This is a genomic window from Micromonospora tarapacensis (genome assembly GCF_019697375.1).
Lineage (GTDB): Bacteria > Actinomycetota > Actinomycetes > Mycobacteriales > Micromonosporaceae > Micromonospora > Micromonospora tarapacensis.
In genome coordinates this window covers 2,966,234-2,987,872 of the sequence record NZ_JAHCDI010000004.1, presented here as the reverse complement: position 1 = coordinate 2,987,872, position 21,639 = coordinate 2,966,234, and the positions used below count along the sequence as shown (strand labels likewise).

Sequence of the window (21,639 nt, the reverse complement as noted above, 5' to 3'; positions counted from 1 at the left end):
CACCGACCCCATCAAGGAGCACCTGCCGTGACCACCGCTGCCCCGAGCACCTACACCGAGATGTTCAGCCCACTGTCCGCGCTGGACTGGGACGATCTTCTCTCTGTCAACGTTGCCGCCACACAGCTCCTCGACCGGTTGGCGGCCGATCGGGCGATCCTGGCCGACCTCACGCAACGGATCCCAGACGACGCCCGCCTAGCCAACCTGTGCGAGCACTACGACATCCTCGACAAGCTCGTCCTCCACGACGACCCCACCGGATGGCGGCTGCGCCTGCACGTCTTCCTCAACGGCTACTACGATCGGCCCCACAACCACCGCTGGACCTACACCAGCCGCATCCTGACCGGCTCCTACACCCACACCCTCTACGGCACCGACCACGACTTCACCGACCAGATCGACGTATCGGCGCTGACCCCCCGCATGATCCGCACCGAGGAGCCCGGCGACACCTACACACTGCACCACAGCATGATCCACTCGGTGACCGCGCACGGCGAAACCGTCACCCTGATCGTGCGTGGCCCCGCCGCCAAGGAGCGTTTCGTCGTCACCGACCGCACCACCGGTCAAGCCTGGTGGCAGTACGGAGCCGCGAGCGAGACACCGCAAGCCGCAGCGGCCAAGCGCATGAGCGGCAGCCAGCTCCGCGACCGCATCGCCGCGCTACGCGCATCCGGCACATTGACGCCACCGCGGAGCCACAACTGATCGATCTACGGATCACCCGGCCCTTGACCGCACGGCAGCGGGCCGGCGGCGTCGCTCGCCGTCGGGTGCGGACGTGGAGGCCGGGTGGGGCGCCGGTCGCCGACGGCGCCCCACCCGGGGATCACGAGGCGGTGCAGGCGCCGCCGTTGACCGTGATCAGGTGAGGCGACGGAGTGGCGCCGCCGCTGGTGGTGGCGTTGAAACCGAACATCACCGAGCCACCCGGGTTGATCCGCGAGTTGTACGACTCGTTCTTCGCGGTCACCGTGGCCCCGGACTGCGTCACGTTCGCCATCCACGCCTCGCGCACCTTGGCGTCACCGGTGAAGGCGAACCGGGCGGTCCAGCCGTTCACCGGCGCGGTGCCGGTGTTGCGGATGTCCACCTGGGCGGTGAAGCCGGTGCCGCCCTGCCACGAGCCGTAGTTGGTGTACGACACCGTGCAGGTGGGCGCCGGCACCGCGCCGGCATCGCCCTGGTCGGCCAGGAACGAGGCGATCCAGGCCAGTGCCGAGTTCCAGTTGATCGCTACCTCGTTTGTCGAGTACGAGGCGATGTCGTCGACGAAGCAGAACATCGGCGCGCAGCCGTCGAGCAGCTGCTCCACGAACGGGTCCTGGAGGGCGGCGTTCGGTCCGCCGGCGATCGAGCCGGCGGGCGGCTTCGGCATGCTCGGGTCGAGCTGGAAGCCGAAGATCCGGCTGTGCTGGTTCTCCGCCGCGTGCTCGCCCCACCCGGTGACGTACGAGATGTTCAGCGCGTTTCGGCCGAGGATGTAGTCCATCGTCTGCACCGCGCCGTCGCGGTACTTCGCCGCTCCGGTCAGGTCGAACGCGGTGGCCAGCACGACGGCGTTGTTGATGATGGCGCCGTTGCCGCCCCAGAAGTAGCTGTTCGGGTCGCCGGGCATGGGCAGCCCGTACGCCTGCCGGCCGATCTCGGCGAGGTACCTGTCGGCGGCGGTGATGACCGACTCGCGGATCCGGGTCCGCTCGGCGGCCGGCAGCCCGTTCGGCACGGTGGCCAGGTCGAGGCGGCCCAGCGTGGCCACGCTCTGCCAGCCGAAGCCACGGGGGTCGAAGACGTCACCGGTGTGGTGCGGCGAGGCGGTCAGATCGGTCAGGTAGGTGCCCTCGCCGGTGGTCAGGTACAGCTCGGCGGCCGCCCAGTAGAACTCGTCGGTGACGTTTGTGTCGTCGTACGGGCCACCGCCGTTGCCGGTGGCGGGGGCGTACCGGGCCGGGTTCGCCTTGGCCGCCGCGTACGCGGTCTTCGCCGCACTGCCGCAGCGCTGCGCGAACTCCGTGTCGTACGGAGCGAACAGCCGGGCGCACTGGGCGGCGACGGCGGCCAGGTTCAAAGTGGCGGCGGTGGACGGCGGGTGCAGCTCACGCGGCTCCGGGTCGTCCTCGGGCTGCATCGGCAGGCCGGTCCAGTTCCGGTCGTGGATCTTGTGGTGGGCCATCCCGGCCAGCGGCTCGCCGGCCGGCACCTGCATCCGCAGCAGGAACTCCAGCTCCCAGCGGGCCTCGTCGAGGATGTCCGGCACCCCGTTGTCCCGCTCGGGCAGCCGCAGCGTCCCGTCGCCGAGGTCGGCACCGAAGCCGGCCGTGGCGGCGTTCTTGGTCCGCTCGAAGGTGCTCAACAGCTGGTAGGTGGCGATACCGCCGTTGACCACGTACTTGCCGTGGTCGCCCGCGTCGTACCAGCCGCCGCGCACGTCCAGCCGGTAGTCGCAGGCCCCGGCGGCACAGGGCACGTCGGTGTCGCCCTGGTTCGGGGCGACGCCCAGGTGACCGGCGGGGCGGGCGTACTCCTCGCCGACCAGATCACCGTCGATCTCGATACCGCTGCGCTGGATGTAGAAGAACTGCAGGGCGTCGGACCGGAGCTGGTCGTAGAGCGTGCCGGAGATGTCGAACGGGTGACTGACCTCGCCGTCCACGGCCAGCGTCAGCCCCTGCCCCGGGGTGCGGTACGACGAGAAGTTCACCGAGTGCACGTTCTGCGCCGACGCCTCGTCGACCCCGCGCGGCGTGGTGGTGCCGCTGGCCAGCACGGCTCCGGAGGCGGAGTGCAGCTCCCAGGGCAGCGCCTCGGTGGCCTCGGTGACCACCGTGGCGTGCTTCGGCCCGCCGGGCAGGTAACCGACCTGGTTCACCCGGACCCGGGGGCCGGTGTCCGGCACGTACGGCTCGGGCGGGTTGCCGCCGCGCAGCGAGACGTTGTCCAGGCAGACGGTCCGCGCCTCGGCGCTGCCGCCGATCTGGAAGATCAGCTGGGCGCGGCTGTCGTCGGTCGGGGCGACGAAGGTGCGCTCGACGCGCTGCTGGGTCGGGGTCGCGGCGGCGGTGACCGAGTAGTAACCGGTGTAGGGCTCGCTGCCGAGTTGCAGCACGGCGGCCACCGGGCCACCGGGGGTGGAGGTGACGTCGAAGCCGAGGGTGTACTCGGCACCGGCGATCAGCGGCACCGCGTCGTGGCCGATGCCGGCGTCCCAGGGGTTGGCCAGGCCAGCGGCCACGGTGGCGCAGAGCTGGCCGTCGACCACGCCGAGCGTGTTGGTGCCATAGGAGAACCAGGGCGACGAGCCGTCGCTGAAGTCACCGTTGCGGATCTGTTCGGGTGCGTCGGCGGGTGGATCGGCGAAAGCGGTGCCGGCACTAACGCCGACCAGCGCCACGGCGGTCGCTGCGGCGAGCACCGCGAGACGACGTCGGGATGGCGTCACGGGAAATTCCTTCCGACGAGCGGGACGGAACATGCGAGGTGGGGGTGTTGAGGCTGGGAGCGCTCCCAGATATCGGGCATGTTTCCAGGGTGAACAGGCCATGTCAATCGATCCCACCCGATGGGCTCCCGGACCGGCGGGTAGTGAGATTCGCCGCGCCACGCCGGGTGCTCCTGATCTCCTAGAGACAACCGAGCCCTTCTCCTGGCAGGCTGCGTGCCATGACCCTCAAGCTGCGTTCCGCCGGGGCGAGCGACCGTGGGCTGATCCGCAGCGGTAACCAGGACGCCTTGCACGCCGGCACCTGGCTCGTCGCCGTGGCCGACGGCATGGGCGGTATGGCCGCGGGCGACCTGGCCAGCGCCATCGCCATCGAGGCGGTGGCGCCACTGGATCTGGCCACGCCCGAGGACGCGCTGGTCGCCGCGCTGCAGAGCGGCATCCAGCTGGCCACCGACCGGATCCGGCAGGCGGTCGCCGAGGATCCGCAACGGCAGGGGATGGGCACCACACTGACCGCGCTGCTGTTCGCGCGTACCGGCAGCTGCCTGGCCCTGGCCCACGTGGGCGACTCCCGGGCCTACCTGTTCCGCGACGGCGTGCTCAAGCAGATCACCCGGGACGACACCTTCGTGCAGATGCTCGTCGACCAGGGGCTGATCACTGCCGACCAGGCCGGCAGCCACCCCCGCCGGGCCGTGGTCACCCAGGCGTTGCAGGGCGACGAGATCTCCCCGACGTACGCGACGATGCTGCCCCGGGCCGGCGACCGCTGGCTGCTGTGCAGCGACGGGCTGTCCAACGTCGTCCGCGCCGACACCCTGGCCGAGGTGCTGACCGGCCAGCCGGACCGGGAGGGCTGCGCGGGTGCCCTGATCGACCTGGCGCTGCGTGCCGGCGGCCCGGACAACGTCACGGTGGTCGTCGCGGACGTGGTCGAGGAGCCGTGACGGTCAGCTCCGGGGCCGGACCCGCCGGGTCGGTGTGGCCGTGGTCGGGTCCTCCGGCCAGGGATGGCGCGGATACCGTCCGCGCAGCTCGGCCCGGACCTGCCGGTAGCCCGACCGCCAGAACGACGCCAGATCCGCGGTGACCGCCACCGGCCGGCCGGCGGGGGAGAGCAGGTGCAGCAGCACCGGCACCCGGCCACCGGCCACGCGGGGCGCGTCCGGCCAGCCGAACGTCTCCTGCAGCCGGACCGCGAGCACGGGTGTCGCCGGATCGGCGTAGTCCACCCGGATCCGGGAGCCGCTGGGCACGGTGACCCGCTCCGGAGCCAGCTCGTCCAGCCGCCCGGCCAGCGGCCAGGGCACCAGCCGGCGTAGCGCCGCGGCCACGTCGACGCGGGCCAGGTCGGCCCGGCGGCGGGCGCCGGCCAGCTCGGGCCCGAGCCAGTGCTCCGCGCTCGCCAGCAGCGCCTCGTCGGACACGTCCGGCCAGTCGGCGCCCAGCGCGTGCCGGCAGAACGCCAGCCGCTCGCGCAGCGCCCGGGCGCCCGGTGTCCAGGTCAGCAGGTCGAGCCCGCTGCTGCGCAGCCCGGTCAGCAGGGCCGCGCCGACCTCGTCCCGGTCGGGTCGCGGCAGCGGGCGCTCGACCAGCTCGATCGCGCCCAATCTGACCACCTCCCGGGCCACCACGTCGGTACCCGACCAAGCGATCTCCCGCTCGGTGCGCAGCAGCGAGGCGCCCGCCTCGCGGGCGGTGCTCTCGTCCAGGACGGCGGCGAGCCGGACCCGGGCGGTCGGCGCGCCGGGCGAGCGGTCGGCCACCGCGACGGCCAGCCAGTCGACGCCCGCCAGCGCCGAGCCCGGCCGCAGTTCCGCCGCGGTCCCGCCGGTCATCAGGTACACCGGACCGCCCGGCCGCCGCACCCGGGCCAGCCGTTCGGGGTACGCCAGCCCGACCAGCAACCCGGCGGCGAGATCATCGGGCAACCACGCCGGTCGGCCGCCGGCCGGCACCGCGCCCAGGCCCGACGGCCTGTCCGTGGCGGCGGCCGGCAGGGCGGCGCGCAGCCGGCGTGCCTCGGCGCGCCAGCGGGTGCTGGCGGCCGGGTCGGCGTCGGTGCGCAGCCGGCGCCAGACGGCGGCGAGGTCGTCGCCGGGTCCGGCGACGCTCTGCTCGGCGAGCAGCGCCACCACCTCCGCCGCACGCTCGCCCCCACCCGGGCCGCCCCGTCGAGCAGGGCTCGGGCCAGCCGGGGATGGGCTCCGGCGGCGGCGATGGCCCGGCCCCGTTCGGTGATCCGGCCGTCCGGGCCGAGCGCACCGAGGGCTTTCAGGGTCTCCGTGGCCACCGTCATCGCCGCCGCCGCAGGCGCGTCGGGCAGCGCGAGCCCGGTGCCGGCGGGAGTGCCCCAGGCGGCCAGCTCCAGGGCGAAGCCGGTCAGGTCGGCGGTGGCGATCTCCGGCTCCGGCTGCGCCGGCAGTCGCTCGTGCGTCGCCTGCGACCAGCAGCGGTAGACGTGGCCGGGGCCTCCCGGCCGGCCCGGCCGGCCCGCTGGCTGGCCGCGGCCCGGGAGACCGGCACGGTCACCAGCGCGCCCAGTCCTCGGGCCAGGTCCTGCCGGGCCACCCGGGACAACCCGGCGTCCACCACCGTCCGCACCCCCGGCACGGTGAGGCTGCTCTCCGCCACCGCCGTGGCCAGCACCACCCGCCGCCGTCGCCCCGCCCGTAGCGCCGCGTCCTGCTCGGCGGCGGCCTGACGGCCGTGCAACCGCAGCACGTCGACGCTGTCGCGCAACTCGGCCAGCCGGGCGGCGACCGCGGCGATCTCGCCCGCACCGGGCAGGAAGACCAGCAGGTCCCCCTCCTGCTCGCGCAGGGCGCGGCGCACGGTCGCCGCGACGTGGTCGAGCAGGGACCGGTCCACCGGGCCCGCGCCGGGCGGCGGCACGGGTCGGTGCGGTGGCACCCAGACCCGGGTCACCGGGTGCAGCGCCGACGACGCCCGCACCACCGGCGCGGGCACCGCACCGCCGAGCAGGGCGGCGAACCGGTTCGCCTCCGGAGTCGCGGACATGGCCAGCAGCCACAGGTCCGGCCGGAGGGCGGCTCGGGACTCCACCGTGAAGGCCAGCGCCAGGTCGGCGTCGAGCTGCCGTTCGTGGATCTCGTCGAGCAGGACCGCGCCGACGCCGGTCAGCTCGGGATCGTGGTGCAACCGGCGGACCAGCAGCCCGGTGGTGACCACCTCGACCCGGGTGCCCGGGCCGACCCGCCGCTCGCCCCGCACGGCGTATCCGACCCGGCCGCCGACCTGCTCGCCGAGCAGGGCCGCCATCCGCCGGGCGGCGGCCCGGGCAGCCACCCGCCGGGGCTGGGCGACGATCACCCGCCCGTCCACCGCGTCGGCCACGGCGAGCGGGGCGAGGGTGGTCTTGCCGGTGCCCGGCGGAGCGACCAGGACCGCCGTACCCGCCGCGCGCAGCGCCGTCACCAGCGCCGGCAGCACCGGCCGGACCGGCAGGTCGAGAGTCACGTCGGAGAGCACGGCCCAGTCTCGCACCGCGCCCACCCGGCCCGCCGGGCTGGCAGGGTCTCGTGCGGTGTCCCGTCGCCCCGACCCGGCCGGTCGGGGCTCAAGCGGCGACCGTCACATAGCGTGGTTGCGCCCTCGGCCACCGCTTCCTACTCGCACTTCCTTTGCTCTGCTTCAACCCACGCAACGATCACGCTCCGCATCGGCCCGGCAAGCTGCGGCCTCGGCTGATTGGCGGCGTCGCCGCAGGTGAGGCCCCACTGCGTGGGTTGAAGCAGAGCAAAGGGGCGGACATGTGGCATCGGCGGGGAGGCGCGCGATCACGGACAGCGACCCGCCAGGGGCGGGTGCCGGGATGACGGGCGGTGACGGGGGATCTGCTCCGGCCGGGCGGGCGATCAGCGAGTGTGGACGCTGGAGACGAAGGCGGCCCAGGCCGACGGCCCGAAGCTCAGGACCGGTCCGTGGCGCTCCTTGCTGTCCCGCACCGCGACTGTACCGTCCACGGTGGCGACCTCGACGCAGTTGCCATTGCCCACGCTGCGCGTGCTGGTGCGCCAGTTGGCCCGGGACAGGTCGAGCGCCGTCATCGCGATCCCTTCGTCGATACCGACAGTGACCGCGGTACGGCAGTCACGTAAAGTAGCGAGAAGCTTCTTTCAGGCGGACCAGGGACGCTGCCGGATCGAGCGCCAGGCGGCGCAGCCTCTCGTGCACAAGGCTATACGAGCGCACCTGCGCGACCTCCTCCAGTGCCAGGCCTGTCGAGAGATTTTCCAGGTAGACCACGGCGGCGTCGGCCGCGTCCGCGAACGTGAGGATCACGTACGGTGAGTTCATCGCGGGATGCCCGCCGGCATCGAAGGGAAGTACCTGGATTGTGACATTCTGTAACTGAGCGACGGCTTCCAGGTGGACCATCTGCCCCGCCATCACCCCCCGGCCGCTGACGGGGCGTAGCAGGGCCGCCTCGTTCAGCACCACCGACAGCTCGGCCGGGTCGTCGCTGCGCAGCACGTCCTGCCGGCGCAACCGGGCGGCGACCTTGCGATCCAGATCCTCCTCGCCGGCGGTGAGCCGGTAGATCTCCCGGGCGTACGCCTCGGTCTGCAGCAGTCCGGGCACCGCCTCCGCCTCGTACGTGCGCAGGGTGGCGGCCTCGGCCTCCAGCCCGACGTAGAACTCGAACCACTCCGGCAGCACGTCGCTGTAGTGCTGCCACCAACCACGCTGCTGGGCACCCCGGGCGATCTCGATGAGTGCCTCGGCGTCGCTCCCGGTGACCTGGTACAGCGCCAGTGCGGCCCGGACGTCGCGCGGCTTGATGCCGATCTGGGCGTTCTCGATGCGGGACAGGTTGCTCTTGGACATGTCCAACTGCCGGGCGGCGACATCCAGGGTCATCCCGGCGCGTTCGCGCAACTGGCGTAGTTCCCGGGCGATGCGGCGGCGGCGGACGGTGGGGCTCGCGGTCACCCTTCGAGTCTGGCACGACAGAAGGCCCAGGTCGCATCGCCACGGAGTGCAACTGTCGAAAACGGGAGTTGCGTTGCAGTTGCGCTCGGTGCATCCTTTCCCGGGTTAGCGATCACAATGGACGGCCGGCCTGGGAGGACGTTTGCTCATCGCCGACGAGTTCTTCCTGATCGCGCACAACGACACCCGGGGCAAGGCGAAGCTGCACCCGGCGGCGACCGGTCTCGGGCTGGCCGGCGGTCTCCTCGGTGAGCTGGTCCTCTACGGACACATCATGATCGCCTCGGGCCAGGTCACCGTGATCGACCGCCGCCCACCGGCCGACGCGTTGGCGCACACCGTGCTGGACCAGCTGATCGGGGAGGCCCAGCACCAGGCGGTGCGGACCTGGCTCAGCTTCCTCGCCCAGACCTCGGTGAACTCGGTGGGGGAGCGGCTGGCGCGGGCCGGCGTGCTGCGGCGGCAGGAGAGCCGGCGACTGCTGCGAACCACCGTCACCTACCAGCCGATCGACCTCAACGTCGCGGCGTGGCCGGCCACCCGGCTGCGCGCGCTGCTGGAGCGGGCGGAGCCACCGAGCGTGCCCGACGCGCTGCTGCTCGGGCTGGTCGCCGCCGCCGGCCTGACCCGCGAGGTGCTCTGGAGCACCGGCCCCCGCGCCCACCACCGGCTCAACCTGATCATCCCGGCCCTGCCGGCTCCGCTGAAGGAGCTCGTCGCGCACACCGAGGCCGCCGTCGGTGCGGCCGTGCTGCGCGGCATCCCCTGACCCGGTACACCCCCTTCCCCTCCCAAGACCGGAGCAGCTTCATGTCCTCGACCTCGACAACCGAACGACCGAGCAACGTCTCCGAGGCGCTGGCCCGTGGTCGGCTCGGCGTGCCCTCGGTGGTCTTCTTCGTCCTCTCCGCGGCGACACCGCTGACCGTGGTGGCCGGTGTGGTCACCACCGGCTACGGGGTCATCGGGGTGCTCGGCATCCCGCTCGCGTTCCTCGCCGTGGCCGCGGTGCTGGCCCTGTTCTCCGCCGGCTACGTGGCGATGGCCCGCCGGATGGCCAACGCCGGAGCCTTCTACGCGTACGTCTCCCGTGGCCTGGGGCGACCGGCCGGGGTGGGCACGGCCTGGGTGGCGCTGATCGCCTACAACGCCCTTCAGGTCGGGCTCTACGGCACCATCGGCGCGGCCGCCACGCCGGTGCTTGACCGGCTGTTCGGGATCGCGCCACAGTGGTGGATCGTGGCGTTGGTGGCCTGGGCGCTGGTCGGCCTGCTCGGCCTGCTCCGGGTCGACATCAACGGGATGGTGCTGGCCGCGCTGCTCTGCGCCGAGATCGCCATCATCGTGGTGTTCGACCTCGGACAACTGGGCAACCCGGCCGGTGGCAGCGTCAGCTTCGCCGCGTTCGCGCCGGACAACTTCTTCGTGCCGGGCCTCGGCGCGGTGCTCGTGCTGGCGATCCTCGGCTTCGTCGGCTTCGAGGCCTCGGTGGTCTTCAGCGAGGAGAGCAAGGACCCGAAGCGGACCGTGCCGATGGCGACCTACCTGTCCGTGGCGATCATCGCGGTGGTCTACGCGCTCTCCTCGTGGAGCATGACGGTGGCGGTCGGGCCGGACCGCATCGTCGAGGAGGCCGGCACCCAGAGCATCGAACTGATCTTCAACCTGGCCGGCGCGCACCTGGGCGACACCGTCCTCGCCATCGGGCAGGCGCTCTTCGTGACGTCGGTGCTGGCCGCCATGATCTCGTTCCACAACACGACCGCGCGGTACACCTTCGCGCTGGGCCGGGAGCGGGTGCTGCCGGCGGTGTTCGGGCGGACCTCGCCGACCACCGGCGCGCCGCAGGCCGCCTCGCTGGCGCAGAGCGCGCTCGGCCTGTTCGTGATCGTGCTGTACGCGGTCAACGGCTGGGACCCGGTCCTGCAACTGTTCTTCTGGCTGGGCACCAGCGGCGGCTTCGGCGTGCTGCTGCTGATCGCCACCACCTCGGTGGCGGTCATCGCGTACTTCGCCCGGAGCGGCGAGCAGGAGACGCTGTGGCGGCGGTTGATCGCCCCGGGTGTCGCCGCGGTCGCGCTCGTCGCGATCATCGTGCTGGCGGTGCAGAACTTCGCCGACCTGCTCGGCGTGGCGCCCGATTCGCCGCTGCGCTGGGCGATCCCCGCGGCGTACCCCGTGGCGGCGCTGCTCGGCGCGCTGTGGGGCCTGTCGCTGCGGCGCCGGCGTCCCGACACGTACGCCCGGATCGGGCTGGGTGCGGAGAGCGCGGCGACGGTCGTCGTCCCGCCCTCGTCGTTCACCGAGCCGGCGACCACGGAGGCGCGCCGGTGACCCGGCCGACCATCGGGCGGCTCGGCCAGGCCGACGCCCGGTGGGTCGCCGCACGGATCGCCGAGTCGTTCCTGGTCCTGGACGCCCCCCGGTGGCTGGTGCCCGACGAGGCCAAGCGGGAGGCGGTGCTGGCCGGAAGCTTCGAGATCATCGTCGAGCACGCCGTGCGGCACGGGCTGGTGTTCGGCACCGAGGACCGGGCCGGCGTGGCGGTCTGGTTGCCGTCGGTCGGTGAGCCGCTGCCGCCGCCGGCGGACTACGACGCCCGGCTGTCCGCCGCCTGCGGTGAGTGGACGCCCCGCTTCGTCCACCTCGACGAGTTGTTCGCCGCGAACCATCCGCACCCCGACCACCACCACCTGGCCCTGCTGGCCGTGCGGCCGGACCGCCAGGGCCAGGGCATCGGTACGGCGTTGCTGCGCCACCATCACGCCTGGCTGGACGCCAACGGCGTGCCGGCGTATCTGGAGGCGAGCAGCGAGATGGGCCGGGATCTGTACGCACGGCACGGCTACCGGGTCGCCGAGCCGTTCCGGCTGCCCGACGGCACGCCGTTCTGGCCGATGTGGCGGGAACCGGCGGCCGGCTGAGCCGGCGTGGACACGACGGTGGCCGGGTCCTGCGGACCCGGCCACCGTCGGCACCCCCCTAGTACGCGCCGTCGAGCTGCCCCCGCAGCTTCGTCAGCGCCCGGGCCAGCAGCCGGGACACGTGCATCTGCGACACGCCGATCTGCTCGGCGATCTGCGACTGGGTGAGGTTGCCGTAGAACCGCAGCGTCAGGATCTTCTGCTCGCGCTCGTCCAGCGTGGCCAGCGCCGGGCCGAGGGCCACCCGCAGCTCGGCCAGCTCGAACTCGCTGTCCTCACCGCCGAGCATGTCGCCCAGCTCGGTCGCCCGGTCACCGTCGCCGGTCGGCGTGGACAGCGACACCGCGTTGTACGCGCGGGCACCCTCCAGGCCCTCCAGGACCTCCTCTTCAGTGATCTTGAGGTGTCCGGCGATGTCGGCCACCGTCGGCGAGCGGCCCAGGCTCTGCAGCAGCGTGCTGTTGGCGTCGGAGATGGCCAGCCGCAGCTCCTGCAGGCGGCGGGGGACGCGAATGTCCCAGGTCCGGTCGCGGAAGTGTCGCTTCAGCTCGCCGATGATGGTGGGGATGGCGTAGCCGGCGAAGTCGACGCCGCGGGTGGGGTCGAACTTGTCGATCGCCTTGATCAGGCCGACGGCGGCGGTCTGGGCGAGGTCGTCGGTGGGCTCACCGCGACCGCTGTAGCGGTGGGCGAGATGGTTTGCCAGTGGCAGCCAGGACTCGATCGCCCGGTCCCGCAGCGCGGCCCGGGACGGGTGGCCCGCCGGCAGTGCGGCCATCGCGTTCAGCACCTCGGCGGCGCTGTCGGTGAGTGCCCGCGGGTCGAGCTTCGGGGTGGTGGTCGCCGGGGCGGTCGCCGATTCGGTGATCGTTGACGCGGTCATGGTGGTCCTCCCTGCACCTCGTCCGCGGAAAAAGACGTGACGCTTTGGTGTAGTCCTTGCTAGTACGTTCGGGAGTCACCTTAACCTGATCGTCTCCCAGAAATCTAGCCGAACGGACGATGTACTTAGGTTACTTAACATCACGTATGCCGCAAAAGGGACACGCATGTGGCCGTCCCCGGCTGCACAGGTTCGGACTCCGGGCGAACCAACGGCCGGTTCGGCCGGGCCGGGCGTGTCCGCGCGACCCGGCTGGGGCAGCCGGACGGGGGTGCCGTGCCGCCGACCGGACGAGGTGCGGCACGGTCCGCTGACGGACTGTCGCGTTTCCGTCCTTGTCCCGTCGACGGGACTGGCGTTAGCGTCGCGAGTACATCCCTAATCGGAGGCGCTGTGCTCGACCCTGCCGTTCCTCAACTCGTCGTGAACAGCCGGACGCTGTACATCAGCTGGCTGCCGGCGGACCCGGAGGCGGTGGCGGCGCTGGTCCCGGCCGGGCTGCGACCGCATCCGGACCGGCAGGTCTTCATGAACCAGTACGTGGTGGACGACGACAGCCAGACCTCCGGCTTCGGCGCGTACTCGTTGACCTATCTCGGGGTGACCCTGGCCGGGGTGGACGCACCGGACGGGGTGACCCCGGGGGGCTGGTGGACGCACTACGTGACCTCCAGCGAGCGGGTGCGCGACTATGCCCTGGCCCGTGGCGCGCCGGCCCTGGCCGGCCACACCACGATCACCACACACGACGGCGACACCCAGGTGACGGAGACCGACATCGACGGCGTGCCGATGATCCGGGCCCGGGTACGCGTCGGTGACACCGGGCACAGGATGCACAACGGGCATCACCGTTATCTCACGGCGCTGCACGGCCAGCTGGTCAGCAGCGTCTACCCGGTCGTCGCCGAGCCGTCCAACTCGTTCGAGATCGAGTCGGTGGAGTTCCTCGCCCCGGACCACCCGCTCTACGCGTTGCGCCCCGAGAATCCGCTCACCATCGCGTGGGGTTACTACTCGCCGCGCTCGTCCTTCGCGTACCCGGGTGGCCTGAGCGTGCTCGGCGAGCTGGCGCCGGGGTCACCAGGTGCCGGCCCGGCGGGCGCGCAGCGGCCGGCCGTCGGGGTCGTAGACCAGCCGGTACGCCGGTAGCGCCCAGGCCCGGATCCACCAGGGCAGTCGCCGGGACCGGTGCGATCGCAGCCGGCCGGGCGGCCGAGGGCCGACCTGTCCGCCGTCATGCCAGCGCTGCAACGCCTGGGCAGCGCCGGTGATCGCCGTGATCGCGTCGTCCGGGTCGACCAGATCGGCGTCGTCGCCGCCCGCCGGATCGCGGTCCAGGTGCTCCCGGTCGAAGTACGCCGCGCCGTGAATCAGCGGCTCGGCGAGGTTTCCGCTGGTCCAGACGGGTAACCCAGAGACCGGGTTGGCACGTTTCGGCCCGCTGAGAAACCAGTCCAGCAGCGCCACGTTCCCGCCCTTCGCTGAGGTCGACGACGCCCTCACGATACGAACCCCTGGTCGGGCTCGCACGTCGGTGAGCCCGTGCCGACCCGGTACGCACCCGATCCGAGTAGCGAGGAGCCACACCATGACCGGCGAGACGACGAACTCCGCGACCGAGCACCGCGACCAGGCGGTGGAGGGCGAGCGGGGTGCGCTGTTGACGGTACTGGTGATGGTCCTGCTCGGCCTGGCCGGCATCTTCGCCGTCTCCTGACGGCCGGGGCGCCCGGCGCGGTGGTGCCGGGCGCCCTCGCGCCGATCAGGGTCGCTCGCCCTGGCCCCCGGTGTGCGGTAGCCGCTTCGCCGGGATCACCCCGAGTCGACCGGCCTGGAAGTCCTCGAACGCCTGGATCAGCTCGTCCCGGGTGTTCATCACGAACGGGCCGTAGTGCGCCACCGGCTCCCGGATCGGCTGCCCGCCCATGACGTAGAGGTCGAGCGTCGGGGTGTTGCCGTCCTGCCGGGCGTCCGCGGCGAAGCGCAGTGCGTCGCCCGGCCCGTGCACGGCCAGCTGACCGGTGTGCACCGGGCGCCGGTCGGTACCGACCGTGCCACGGCCGCCCAGCACGTAGACCAGCGCGTTGAAGTCGGCCCGCCAGGGCAGGTCGACCTGCGCGCCGGGTTCGACCGTCAGGTGGGCGACGGTGATCGGGGTGTGCGTGGCCCCCGGTCCGTGGTGGCCGGCGATCTCCCCGGCGATCACCCGGACCAGTGCGCCACCGTCCGGGGTGGTGAGCAGCGCCGTCTGGTTGCCCCGGATGTCCTGGTATTTCGGGGCGCTCATCTTGGCCGCCTTCGGCAGGTTCACCCACAGTTGCGTGCCGTGGAAAAGCCCGCCGCTGACCACCAGGTGCTCCGGCGGTGCCTCGATGTGCAACAGGCCGCTGCCGGCGGTCATCCACTGGGTGTCGCCGTTGGTGATCGTGCCGCCGCCGCCGTGGCTGTCCTCGTGGTCGAAGATCCCGTCGATGATGTAGGTGACGGTCTCGAATCCCCGGTGTGGGTGCCAGGAGGTGCCCCGCGGCTCGCCGGGGGCGTAGTCGACCTCACCCATCTGGTCGAGGTGGATGAACGGGTCCAGCTCGCTCGTCGGGACCCCGGCGAAGGCCCGGCGCACGGGGAAACCCTCGCCCTCGAAACCGCTGGGGGCGGTGCTCAGCCGGCGAACCGGCCGGAACGTGGCGGACTCGTCGAGTCGGGGCAGCCGGGGCAGGACGAGCACGTTGTCGACGGTGATGGCGGGCATGGTGGGCTCCTTCAACTGTCGCCGGCGGCGGCGGTGCAGTCACTGCCCTGCAGTCGCCGGCCGAGCCGGGTGAAGATCCTGGTCAGGCAGGCGACCTCGGCGTCGTCGAGGTCGTCCATCAGGTGGGTGCGCACGGAGTGCAGGTGGTGCGGCGCGGCCGTCCGCAGGGCCAGCAGCCCGGCGGCCGTGAGCACCGCCTCGCTGCCCCGCCCGTCCTGGGGACAGGGTTGCCTCGCGACCAGGCCGCGCCGCTGCATGGCGGAGATCTGGTACGTCAGCCGGCTGGGCGAGAAGACCAGGCGGCCGGCCAGCTCGCCCATCCGCAGCCGTTGCCCGGGAGCCTCGGAGAGCAGCACCAGCACGTGGTAGTCGGCGAAGCTGAGCTCGCTGGCGCTGCGCAGGTCGTCCTCGATCCGGGTGAACAACCGCTGGCTGGCCTCGATGTACGCCCGCCAGGCGGCCAGGCGGTCGCTGGGCGGGCTCTCGGTCATGGCGCCACGATAGCATCTTCTTAAAATTTGAACAAGTCCGCCGGTTCGACTGCGGCGCGGGCACCGTGCACGGGGTGGTGCCGGTCCTGAGCTACCCGGTGCGGCGACCGGGCCGGGTGTGCCAGACTCTGCCGTCGTGGAACTGAACGGCCCTGGCCTGCTGCTGCGGCCCTGGCAGGACGCGGACGCGCCGGCTGTGCTCGACGCGTGGCACGATCCGGCGATCGCGCAGTGGAACCCACAGGGCGACGCGCTCGACCTCGCGACCGCGCGCCGGTGGGTGCGGTGGCGGGCCGACTGGTCCGGTGGCGGCCACGTCTCGCTGGCCGTGGCCGACCCGACGGACCCGGACACCATGCTCGGGTCGGTGTCGCTGCACCGGATCCAGGGCGGCGACGCCTCGATCGGCTACTGGACCGTCGCCGCCGCCCGAGGTCGCGGGCTCGCCTCGGCGGCGGTCGCCCGGCTCACCGGGTGGGCCTTCGAGGACCTCGGCCTGGAACGGATCGAGCTGTGCCACGCGGTGGCCAACCCGGCCTCCTGCCGCGTCGCCGAGCGGGCCGGCTACCTGGCCGAGGGCACCCTGCGGCAGTCGCACCGCTACGGCGACGGTCGCCGCTACGACGAGCACCTGCACGCCCGCCTGGTCACCGACTGAGCGGGCGCATCGGACCGGGCGGCCCACGGGGGGACCGCCCGGAGGTCGCGACGGGCTCAGCCCGCCGTCTGCGGTGTGCGACCGCCCAGGTGCAGCCGGCCCAGCAGTTGGCGGGCCTGGTCGGCGACGTCCGCCTCCACCGTGACCGCGTACTGACCGGCGCGCAGCGAACTGGCGGACGTGAAGTCCCGCCGTCCACCCGTCATCGCGTGCGCGACACCACCGAACACGGCACCCCAGACGGCACCGATGACCAGGCCGACCAGGATCACCGCCACCCAGTTCCCGACGGTGAAGATGCCGAACAGCAGCCCGATGAACAGACCGAACCAGGCACCCGTGCCGGCGCCGACCAGCGCCGCGCGGGCGGTGGTCAGCCGGCCGAGCACGGTCTCCACCAGGGCCAGGTTGGTGCCGACGATGGCGGTCCGTTCCACCGGGAACCGGTTGTCGGCCAGGTGGTCCACCACCCGTTGGGCGGACGGATAGTCCGGATAGGCGCCGATCGTCACGGTCGGCGGACCGGCCGGTGGGCCCTGCCCGTCGCCACCGGGTGCGGCGGTACGACCGCCAGGACCGGACGGGAGGGTGCCGCCGCCCGTCACCCCCGGCTGCCAGGCCGGGGGATTCGACTGTGTGGTCATGGGTCTCCTCCTTCGTCGGCAGTCGCCTTCCCGGGTCGCGGCGGCGGTAACGCCGGCGCGGCATCGGGCCGTCGAGCCGTTCGGGAGTGCCCCCGCAATGGGCGGTCAGTGCCGACGAACCGGCCTCCTGCGTCCCGCCCTCGGGCGGGACGCAGGGGGCCGGCGGGCCGATCGGTCGATCAGGCGCAGTTGGTGCCGTTCAGGGTGAAGCCGCCGAACGGCGGCAGGCTGCTGCCGGTGAAGGTGCCCTGGAAGCCGACGCTGAGCGTGCCACCGGAGGGCAGGCTGCCGTTCCAGGCGGCGTTGCGCACCTCGATCCGGTCGCCGGACTGGCTCCACTCGCCGCTCCACCCGTTGGTCACTCGAACCCCGGAGCCGGCCGTGAAGGCGAGCGTCCAGCCGTTGATGGCCGCGCCACGGTTGGTCACCCGGATCTCGGCCGTGAAGCCACCGGGCCACGCGTTCGGGGTGTACGTCACCGTGCAGCCCCCGCTGGGCGGGGTGGTCGGTGGCGTCGTGGTCGGCGGGGTGGTGGTGGGCGGGGTGGTGGTCGGTGGCGTGGTGGTGGGTGGCGTGGTGGTCGGCGGGGTGGTGGTCGGCACCGGACCCGCCGCGATGGCCAGGTCGTACGCCCGCTGCGGCACGAACTGGCCCGCACCGGCGATGCACCCGTCCGCCTCGCCCGGCAGCTTCACCCAGAGGAAGGCGTCGATCGCGGAGTCGCCGGTCGCCGTGGTGCTCGGCGTGCCGATCGCCCGCCCCGGCGGATCGCACCACTCGGCGCCGGCGGGACCGTTGCCGTTGCGGCTGGTGTCCACGACCGCCTTCAGCCGGGAGATGCCGGTGGCCGCGATGATCGACTTGGCGTAGCCGACCTCGTCGGCGGTGCGCCGGTAGTTCGACACGTTCACCGAGATGCCGTCGGCGCTGTTGGCGATGTCCGACGCGGTCAACCGAGCGGCGGCCTCGCCGGGGGAAAGCCATCCGCCGTGGCCGATGTCGAAGTAGACCTTGGCCGCCGCCGATCCGGCCTTGAGCGCCTTGCCGGCGTACGCCATCGAGGCCCGCACCTCGGCCTGCTGGCTGGCGTTCATGCAGTTGGTCATGATGGGGAGCACGTCGGGCTCCAGGACGATGGTGGCCGGTCGCCCCGCCAGGCCCGCGGCGACCTGGTCCACCCACTGCCGGTAGCTGGCGTGGTCGGGCGCGCCGCCCCCGCTGTGGTTGCTGCAGTCGCGGTTGGGGATGTTGTAGACGACGAGAATCGGGATCTTGCCGGCGCCGGCCGCGGCGCCGACGAAGGAGTTCACCTCGGCGCGTACCGACGAGGTGTTGGTGGTGGTGAACCAGCGGCCCTGCGGGACGCTGGCGATCCGGTCCCGGATCACGGCGGTCCGTGGGTCGTTCGGGTTGGCCGCCACCCAGCGGGCCGAGCTGGTCTGCGGGTCGACGTAGAAGGCGGATTCGGCGGCCGCGGCGGGCGTGGGACGCAGTGCGCCCACGCCGACGGTGGCGACCACGGTCAACGCCGTGGCCGCGGCACCGACCACGGCGAACGTGGCTCGAGTTCTCATGGTCTGCTCCTCGTACCCATCGAAGACAATGCGTGGAAGCGCTCCCACATGTCCGACAAGGTACGGGGCTGTTGCCGGCTTGTGAAGACCTTCCGGAAGTATCCGGTGGCCGCGGGCCGGGGCAGCCACCGCACCAGCGGATCGAATCGCCATACGATCAGCGGATGGACCCTGGCCGGTCGGGTGTCGTGGTGGTCGGTGCCGGCATCGCCGGGGTGGCGTGCGCCGGGGAACTGCTGCGCGCCGGCGTACCGGTCCAGATCCGGGAACGGGCGAGGGCGACCGGCGGTCGGATGGCCAGCAGGCGCTTCGACGGGCGCCCCGCCGACCTCGGCGCCGCCTACCTGACGGTGAGCGATCCGGACTTCGCGGAGGTGGTCCGCGGTTGGCAGGCCGCCGGGCTGGCCCGCGAATGGACGGACACCTTCGTCGCGTACGGCGGCAGAGGCCGGCGTGAGGTCCGTGGCCCGATGCGCTGGGCGGCCCCGCTCGGGCTGCGCTCGCTTGTGGAACAGCTGGCCCGCGCCCTGCCCGTGGTGGTCGACCGGCTGGTACTCGGCGTCGAACCGGGGCCGGCGGTGGACGGCGCGCCATGCGCGGCGGCGGTGCTGGCGATGCCGGGGCCGCAGGCCGCCCTGCTGCTCGACCCGGCCCTGGCCGCCGCCACGGAGGCGGTGCGGCGGCAGCGGTGGTCTCCCACGCTGGCCGCGGTGCTGCGATTCCGGACCCGACGGTGGAGCGACTTCCGGGGCGCCTTCGTCAACGACCATCCGCTGCTCAGCCTGGTCTGCGACGACGGCGACCGGCGCGGCGACGGGGCGCCCGTCCTGGTCGCCCACACCACGCCGGAGTTCGCCGCCGGGCACCTCGCCCAACCCACCGGTGCCGCACCGGCTGTCGAAGCGGCCGTCCGCGACCTGCTCGCGCTGCCCGACCCGGCGGAGCACGTGCACGTGCACCGCTGGACGTACGCCAGGCCCACCGCCGGCTCCGACGCCGGCTTCCACCTGGACGACGACGGGATCGGCCTGGCCGGCGACGTGTTCGGCGAACCTCGGGTGCAGACCGCGTGGCGCTCCGGCCGCGACCTCGGGCGAGCCCTGGCCCGCCGGCTGGCCTGACCGGCCGAGCCGGCCAGGACCCCGACGCCCCGGCCGGACGCACGAGTCAGCTACCGCTACTGCGGGAGGAGGATCTCGAACCAGACCGTCGAGCCCCGCACGGTGGGATCGGTGCCCCAGGCGTCACTCAACTCCTCGATCAGGCCCAGACCGCGCCCCCGGCTGCTCAACGTCTCCGTCCGGGCTCGGGTGACCGTGCCGCGGGAGCCCTGGTCGGCCACCGACACGAGCAGGCGTTCGGGGCTGAGGTCGACCTCCACCCGGGCCGCCGTGCCGGCGTGCAGCAGCGCGTTCGTGGTCAGCTCGCTGGTGCAGAGGACCGCCGCGCCGATCACGGACTCGGCCACCCGCCACTGCGCGAGCTGGGCGGTCATCCAGTGCCGCACCCGGCTCGGCGCCGTCGGCTCGGCGGGCACCTCCATCCGCGCGGACCGGCTCGGTCGCAGCGCGTACTCGACGGCGAGCACGGCCACGTCGTCCTCGGTGGTGCCCGGCACCGCCGCGGAGGCCACGGCGCACAGCGACCGCGGATCACCGCTGGGCGCCGCGGCCACCGACTCCGCCAGCCGGGCCAGCCCGTGCGACAGCCCCTGCCGGCGGCGTTCCACCACGCCGTCGCTGAACAGCAGCAGCGTGTCGCCGGGCGAGAAGTCGGCGGTACGCGTCGCGGGCCGGTAGCCGATGCCCAGCGGGGCGCCGGACGGCACGTCGAGGTACTCGGCCCGCGAGTCGCCGGCCGGTGTGCAGCGCCGCACCAGCGGCGCCGGATGGCCGGCACTGGCCAGCGTGAGCCTGCCACGCTCGACGTCGATGACGCCGAAGGCCACGGTGACGAACAACTCGTGCGTGCCGGCCTCGGCGCCGAGGCTGCTGACCAGGCGGTCCAGCCCGCTGAGCACCTGGTCGGGCCGGTGGTCGTTGAGCGCCAACGCCCGCAGCGCCGCGCGGACCTGGCCCATCCGGGCGGCCGCCTGCACGTCATGGCCGGCGACGTCGCCCAGCACCACCCCCAGGTCACCGTTGGGCAGCACGAACGCGTCGTAGAAGTCCCCGCCCGCGGCGTTGCCGTCGACGCCGGGGTCGTAGCGCGCCGCGATCCGCAGGCGCGGCAGGACCGGCAGATTCTCCGGCAGCATGCTGCGCTGCAACAGCTGGGCGGTGCCGTGCTGGGTCTCGAAGCGACGGGCCCGGTCGGTGGCCTGCCCGACCAGTTCGGCCGACGCGGTGAGCAGCGCCCGTTCCGCCGTGGACCAGGCGTGCGGGGACCGGTAGCCGACGCTCAGCGCGCCCCGGACCACGGACGCCCGCAGCGGCATCACCGCCAGGGCGCGGACCTTCTGGTCGTGTCGATCGACCGCGATCTCGTGCAGCGGCTGGCCGTCGTCGATGAAGCTGGCCTGCCCGCTGCGCGCGCCGACCACCGCCGGAACCGGCCAGTCCGCCGGGCCGCGCCGCCACAACGGGGGCAGCCGTTCGTCCGCCTCGTCCACCAGTTCGCCCCGGACCCGCCGGACCATCCGCCACCCGCTGCCGCCGCCGGTGTCGTCGATCGCGAAGGAGACGCGGTCGGCGTCGAACGAGGTGATCGCGTGGCGCAGCGCCACCCGTGCCACGTCGTCCAGCGTGAGGGTGCCGGACAGCGCCGCGGCGAAGTCGCTGAGCCCCTGGAGGTGCCGCGTCGCCGGACTGGTCTCGGCGACCACGGACAGCACGCCGGCGACCCGGCCGCGGCTGTCCCGAACGGGAGAGCAGGCCCTGGTGTAGACCGCGTGTTCCAGCCCGTCGGGGGGCCGGTGCAACGGAAGGGGGATCTCCTTCTCCAGGAAGGGCTCACCGGTGCGGTAGGTGTGCTCGACCACGTCGCCGATGCCCGGGCGCTGCCAGACCTCCGCGAAGACGTCGGCGGTGGGCCGCCCCACCGCCTGCGGATGTCGGTCGCGGATCAGTGCGGCGTACGCCTCGTTGTAGAGGAGCAGCAACTGGTCGCCGAGGTGCAGCGCCATCGGCGCGGGCGAGGCGAGCACGACCTCGACGGCCGCCCGGAGGTCGGCATCCCAGGTCTCGTACGGACCGAGCGCGGTGGCACTCCAGCGGTGGTGGCCGACGATGTGCGCGGCCCCCGCCGCCGCGTCCGGGACGGGGCCTGCTGGCGTGGGGACTCGCCCGACCGTTCCTGGCATGACCG

General features: G+C 73.0%; 19 protein-coding genes and 1 pseudogene. 9 read left to right on the top strand and 11 right to left on the bottom strand.

What is annotated here, in order from left to right; genetic code table 11:
- Positions 1 to 27 precede the first annotated feature (27 nt).
- The gene (locus KIF24_RS19560) at positions 28 to 717 is read left to right on the top strand and encodes a hypothetical protein (RefSeq protein ID WP_221085285.1); all 690 of its coding nucleotides are present in this window, start codon (positions 28 to 30) and stop codon (positions 715 to 717) included.
- A 121-nt stretch (positions 718 to 838) separates the two neighbouring features.
- On the opposite strand, the gene KIF24_RS19555 is transcribed toward KIF24_RS19560, so the two are convergent.
- Positions 839 to 3,448: a glycoside hydrolase family 9 protein gene (locus KIF24_RS19555; RefSeq protein WP_221085284.1), complete on the bottom strand. Its 2,610-nt coding sequence runs from the start codon at positions 3,446 to 3,448 to the stop codon at positions 839 to 841.
- 221 nt (positions 3,449 to 3,669) lie between these two features.
- Here KIF24_RS19555 and KIF24_RS19550 point away from each other — a divergent pair, with 221 nt between their 5' ends.
- The gene (locus KIF24_RS19550) at positions 3,670 to 4,398 is read left to right on the top strand and encodes a PP2C family protein-serine/threonine phosphatase (protein ID WP_221085283.1); all 729 of its coding nucleotides are present in this window, start codon (positions 3,670 to 3,672) and stop codon (positions 4,396 to 4,398) included.
- Between the two features lie 3 nt (positions 4,399 to 4,401).
- Here KIF24_RS19550 and hrpB read toward each other — a convergent pair.
- From hrpB to KIF24_RS19535, 3 genes and pseudogenes are all read right to left on the bottom strand, one after another.
- Positions 4,402 to 6,943: pseudogene (gene hrpB / locus KIF24_RS19545) on the bottom strand (ATP-dependent helicase HrpB).
- A gap of 386 nt (positions 6,944 to 7,329) precedes the next feature.
- Positions 7,330 to 7,521, bottom strand: a complete 192-nt coding sequence (locus KIF24_RS19540) for a DUF397 domain-containing protein (RefSeq protein WP_221085282.1) — start codon at positions 7,519 to 7,521, stop codon at positions 7,330 to 7,332.
- A gap of 43 nt (positions 7,522 to 7,564) precedes the next feature.
- Complete coding sequence (locus tag KIF24_RS19535; protein WP_221085281.1) at positions 7,565 to 8,407, bottom strand: helix-turn-helix domain-containing protein; 843 nt, start codon at positions 8,405 to 8,407, stop codon at positions 7,565 to 7,567.
- A gap of 142 nt (positions 8,408 to 8,549) precedes the next feature.
- On the opposite strand from KIF24_RS19535, the gene KIF24_RS19530 reads away from it, so the two are divergent.
- Genes KIF24_RS19530 through KIF24_RS19520 form a run of 3 tightly spaced genes read left to right on the top strand, consistent with a single transcriptional unit; the run spans position 8,550 to position 11,331 of the window.
- Complete coding sequence (locus KIF24_RS19530) at positions 8,550 to 9,176, top strand: GOLPH3/VPS74 family protein (RefSeq protein WP_221085280.1); 627 nt, start codon at positions 8,550 to 8,552, stop codon at positions 9,174 to 9,176.
- Positions 9,177 to 9,217: 41 nt separating this feature from the next.
- Positions 9,218 to 10,741 (top strand): APC family permease, encoded by a 1,524-nt coding sequence (locus KIF24_RS19525; RefSeq protein WP_221085279.1) that lies wholly within the window; start codon positions 9,218 to 9,220, stop codon positions 10,739 to 10,741.
- Positions 10,738 to 11,331, top strand: coding sequence for a GNAT family N-acetyltransferase (locus KIF24_RS19520; protein WP_221085278.1), 594 nt, complete (start codon positions 10,738 to 10,740; stop codon positions 11,329 to 11,331). Before KIF24_RS19525 ends, KIF24_RS19520 begins: the two co-directional genes overlap by 4 nt.
- A 58-nt stretch (positions 11,332 to 11,389) precedes the next feature.
- Here KIF24_RS19520 and KIF24_RS19515 read toward each other — a convergent pair whose 3' ends face one another.
- The gene (locus KIF24_RS19515) at positions 11,390 to 12,214 is read right to left on the bottom strand and encodes a SigB/SigF/SigG family RNA polymerase sigma factor (protein ID WP_221085277.1); all 825 of its coding nucleotides are present in this window, start codon (positions 12,212 to 12,214) and stop codon (positions 11,390 to 11,392) included.
- Positions 12,215 to 12,607: 393 nt separating this feature from the next.
- Here KIF24_RS19515 and KIF24_RS19510 point away from each other — a divergent pair, with 393 nt between their 5' ends.
- A complete protein-coding gene (locus KIF24_RS19510; RefSeq protein ID WP_221085276.1) occupies positions 12,608 to 13,366 on the top strand; it encodes an acetoacetate decarboxylase family protein in 759 nt (252 codons plus the stop codon).
- Here KIF24_RS19510 and KIF24_RS33175 read toward each other — a convergent pair.
- Entirely contained in the window at positions 13,295 to 13,720 is a 426-nt protein-coding gene (locus KIF24_RS33175) for a hypothetical protein (protein WP_230415756.1), read from the bottom strand. The two genes, KIF24_RS19510 and KIF24_RS33175, sit on opposite strands and share 72 nt — an antisense overlap.
- Positions 13,721 to 13,805: 85 nt before the next feature.
- Here KIF24_RS33175 and KIF24_RS34065 point away from each other — a divergent pair, with 85 nt between their 5' ends.
- On the top strand, positions 13,806 to 13,934 hold the full coding sequence (locus KIF24_RS34065) for a hypothetical protein (RefSeq protein ID WP_269440629.1): 129 nt from the start codon (positions 13,806 to 13,808) through the stop codon (positions 13,932 to 13,934).
- A gap of 45 nt (positions 13,935 to 13,979) precedes the next feature.
- On the opposite strand, the gene KIF24_RS19500 is transcribed toward KIF24_RS34065, so the two are convergent.
- Both KIF24_RS19500 and KIF24_RS19495 read right to left on the bottom strand, forming a co-directional pair.
- Entirely contained in the window at positions 13,980 to 14,966 is a 987-nt protein-coding gene (locus KIF24_RS19500) for a pirin family protein (RefSeq protein ID WP_221085275.1), read from the bottom strand.
- A gap of 11 nt (positions 14,967 to 14,977) precedes the next feature.
- Entirely contained in the window at positions 14,978 to 15,457 is a 480-nt protein-coding gene (locus KIF24_RS19495; RefSeq protein WP_221085274.1) for a MarR family winged helix-turn-helix transcriptional regulator, read from the bottom strand.
- A 136-nt stretch (positions 15,458 to 15,593) separates the two neighbouring features.
- Here KIF24_RS19495 and KIF24_RS19490 point away from each other — a divergent pair, with 136 nt between their 5' ends.
- The gene (locus KIF24_RS19490; protein ID WP_331461198.1) at positions 15,594 to 16,115 is read left to right on the top strand and encodes a GNAT family N-acetyltransferase; all 522 of its coding nucleotides are present in this window, start codon (positions 15,594 to 15,596) and stop codon (positions 16,113 to 16,115) included.
- A 56-nt stretch (positions 16,116 to 16,171) separates the two neighbouring features.
- On the opposite strand, the gene KIF24_RS19485 is transcribed toward KIF24_RS19490, so the two are convergent.
- Together KIF24_RS19485 and KIF24_RS19480 are read right to left on the bottom strand one after the other, a co-directional pair.
- Positions 16,172 to 16,759, bottom strand: a complete 588-nt coding sequence (locus KIF24_RS19485; protein WP_221085272.1) for a general stress protein — start codon at positions 16,757 to 16,759, stop codon at positions 16,172 to 16,174.
- Positions 16,760 to 16,938: 179 nt separating this feature from the next.
- Positions 16,939 to 18,333 (bottom strand): glycoside hydrolase family 6 protein, encoded by a 1,395-nt coding sequence (locus KIF24_RS19480; protein ID WP_221085271.1) that lies wholly within the window; start codon positions 18,331 to 18,333, stop codon positions 16,939 to 16,941.
- Positions 18,334 to 18,497: 164 nt separating this feature from the next.
- Here KIF24_RS19480 and KIF24_RS19475 point away from each other — a divergent pair, with 164 nt between their 5' ends.
- Positions 18,498 to 19,454: an NAD(P)/FAD-dependent oxidoreductase gene (locus tag KIF24_RS19475; RefSeq protein ID WP_221085270.1), complete on the top strand. Its 957-nt coding sequence runs from the start codon at positions 18,498 to 18,500 to the stop codon at positions 19,452 to 19,454.
- 56 nt (positions 19,455 to 19,510) lie between these two features.
- On the opposite strand, the gene KIF24_RS19470 is transcribed toward KIF24_RS19475, so the two are convergent.
- The gene (locus tag KIF24_RS19470) at positions 19,511 to 21,634 is read right to left on the bottom strand and encodes an ATP-binding SpoIIE family protein phosphatase (protein WP_221085269.1); all 2,124 of its coding nucleotides are present in this window, start codon (positions 21,632 to 21,634) and stop codon (positions 19,511 to 19,513) included.
- Positions 21,635 to 21,639: the final 5 nt, after the last annotated feature.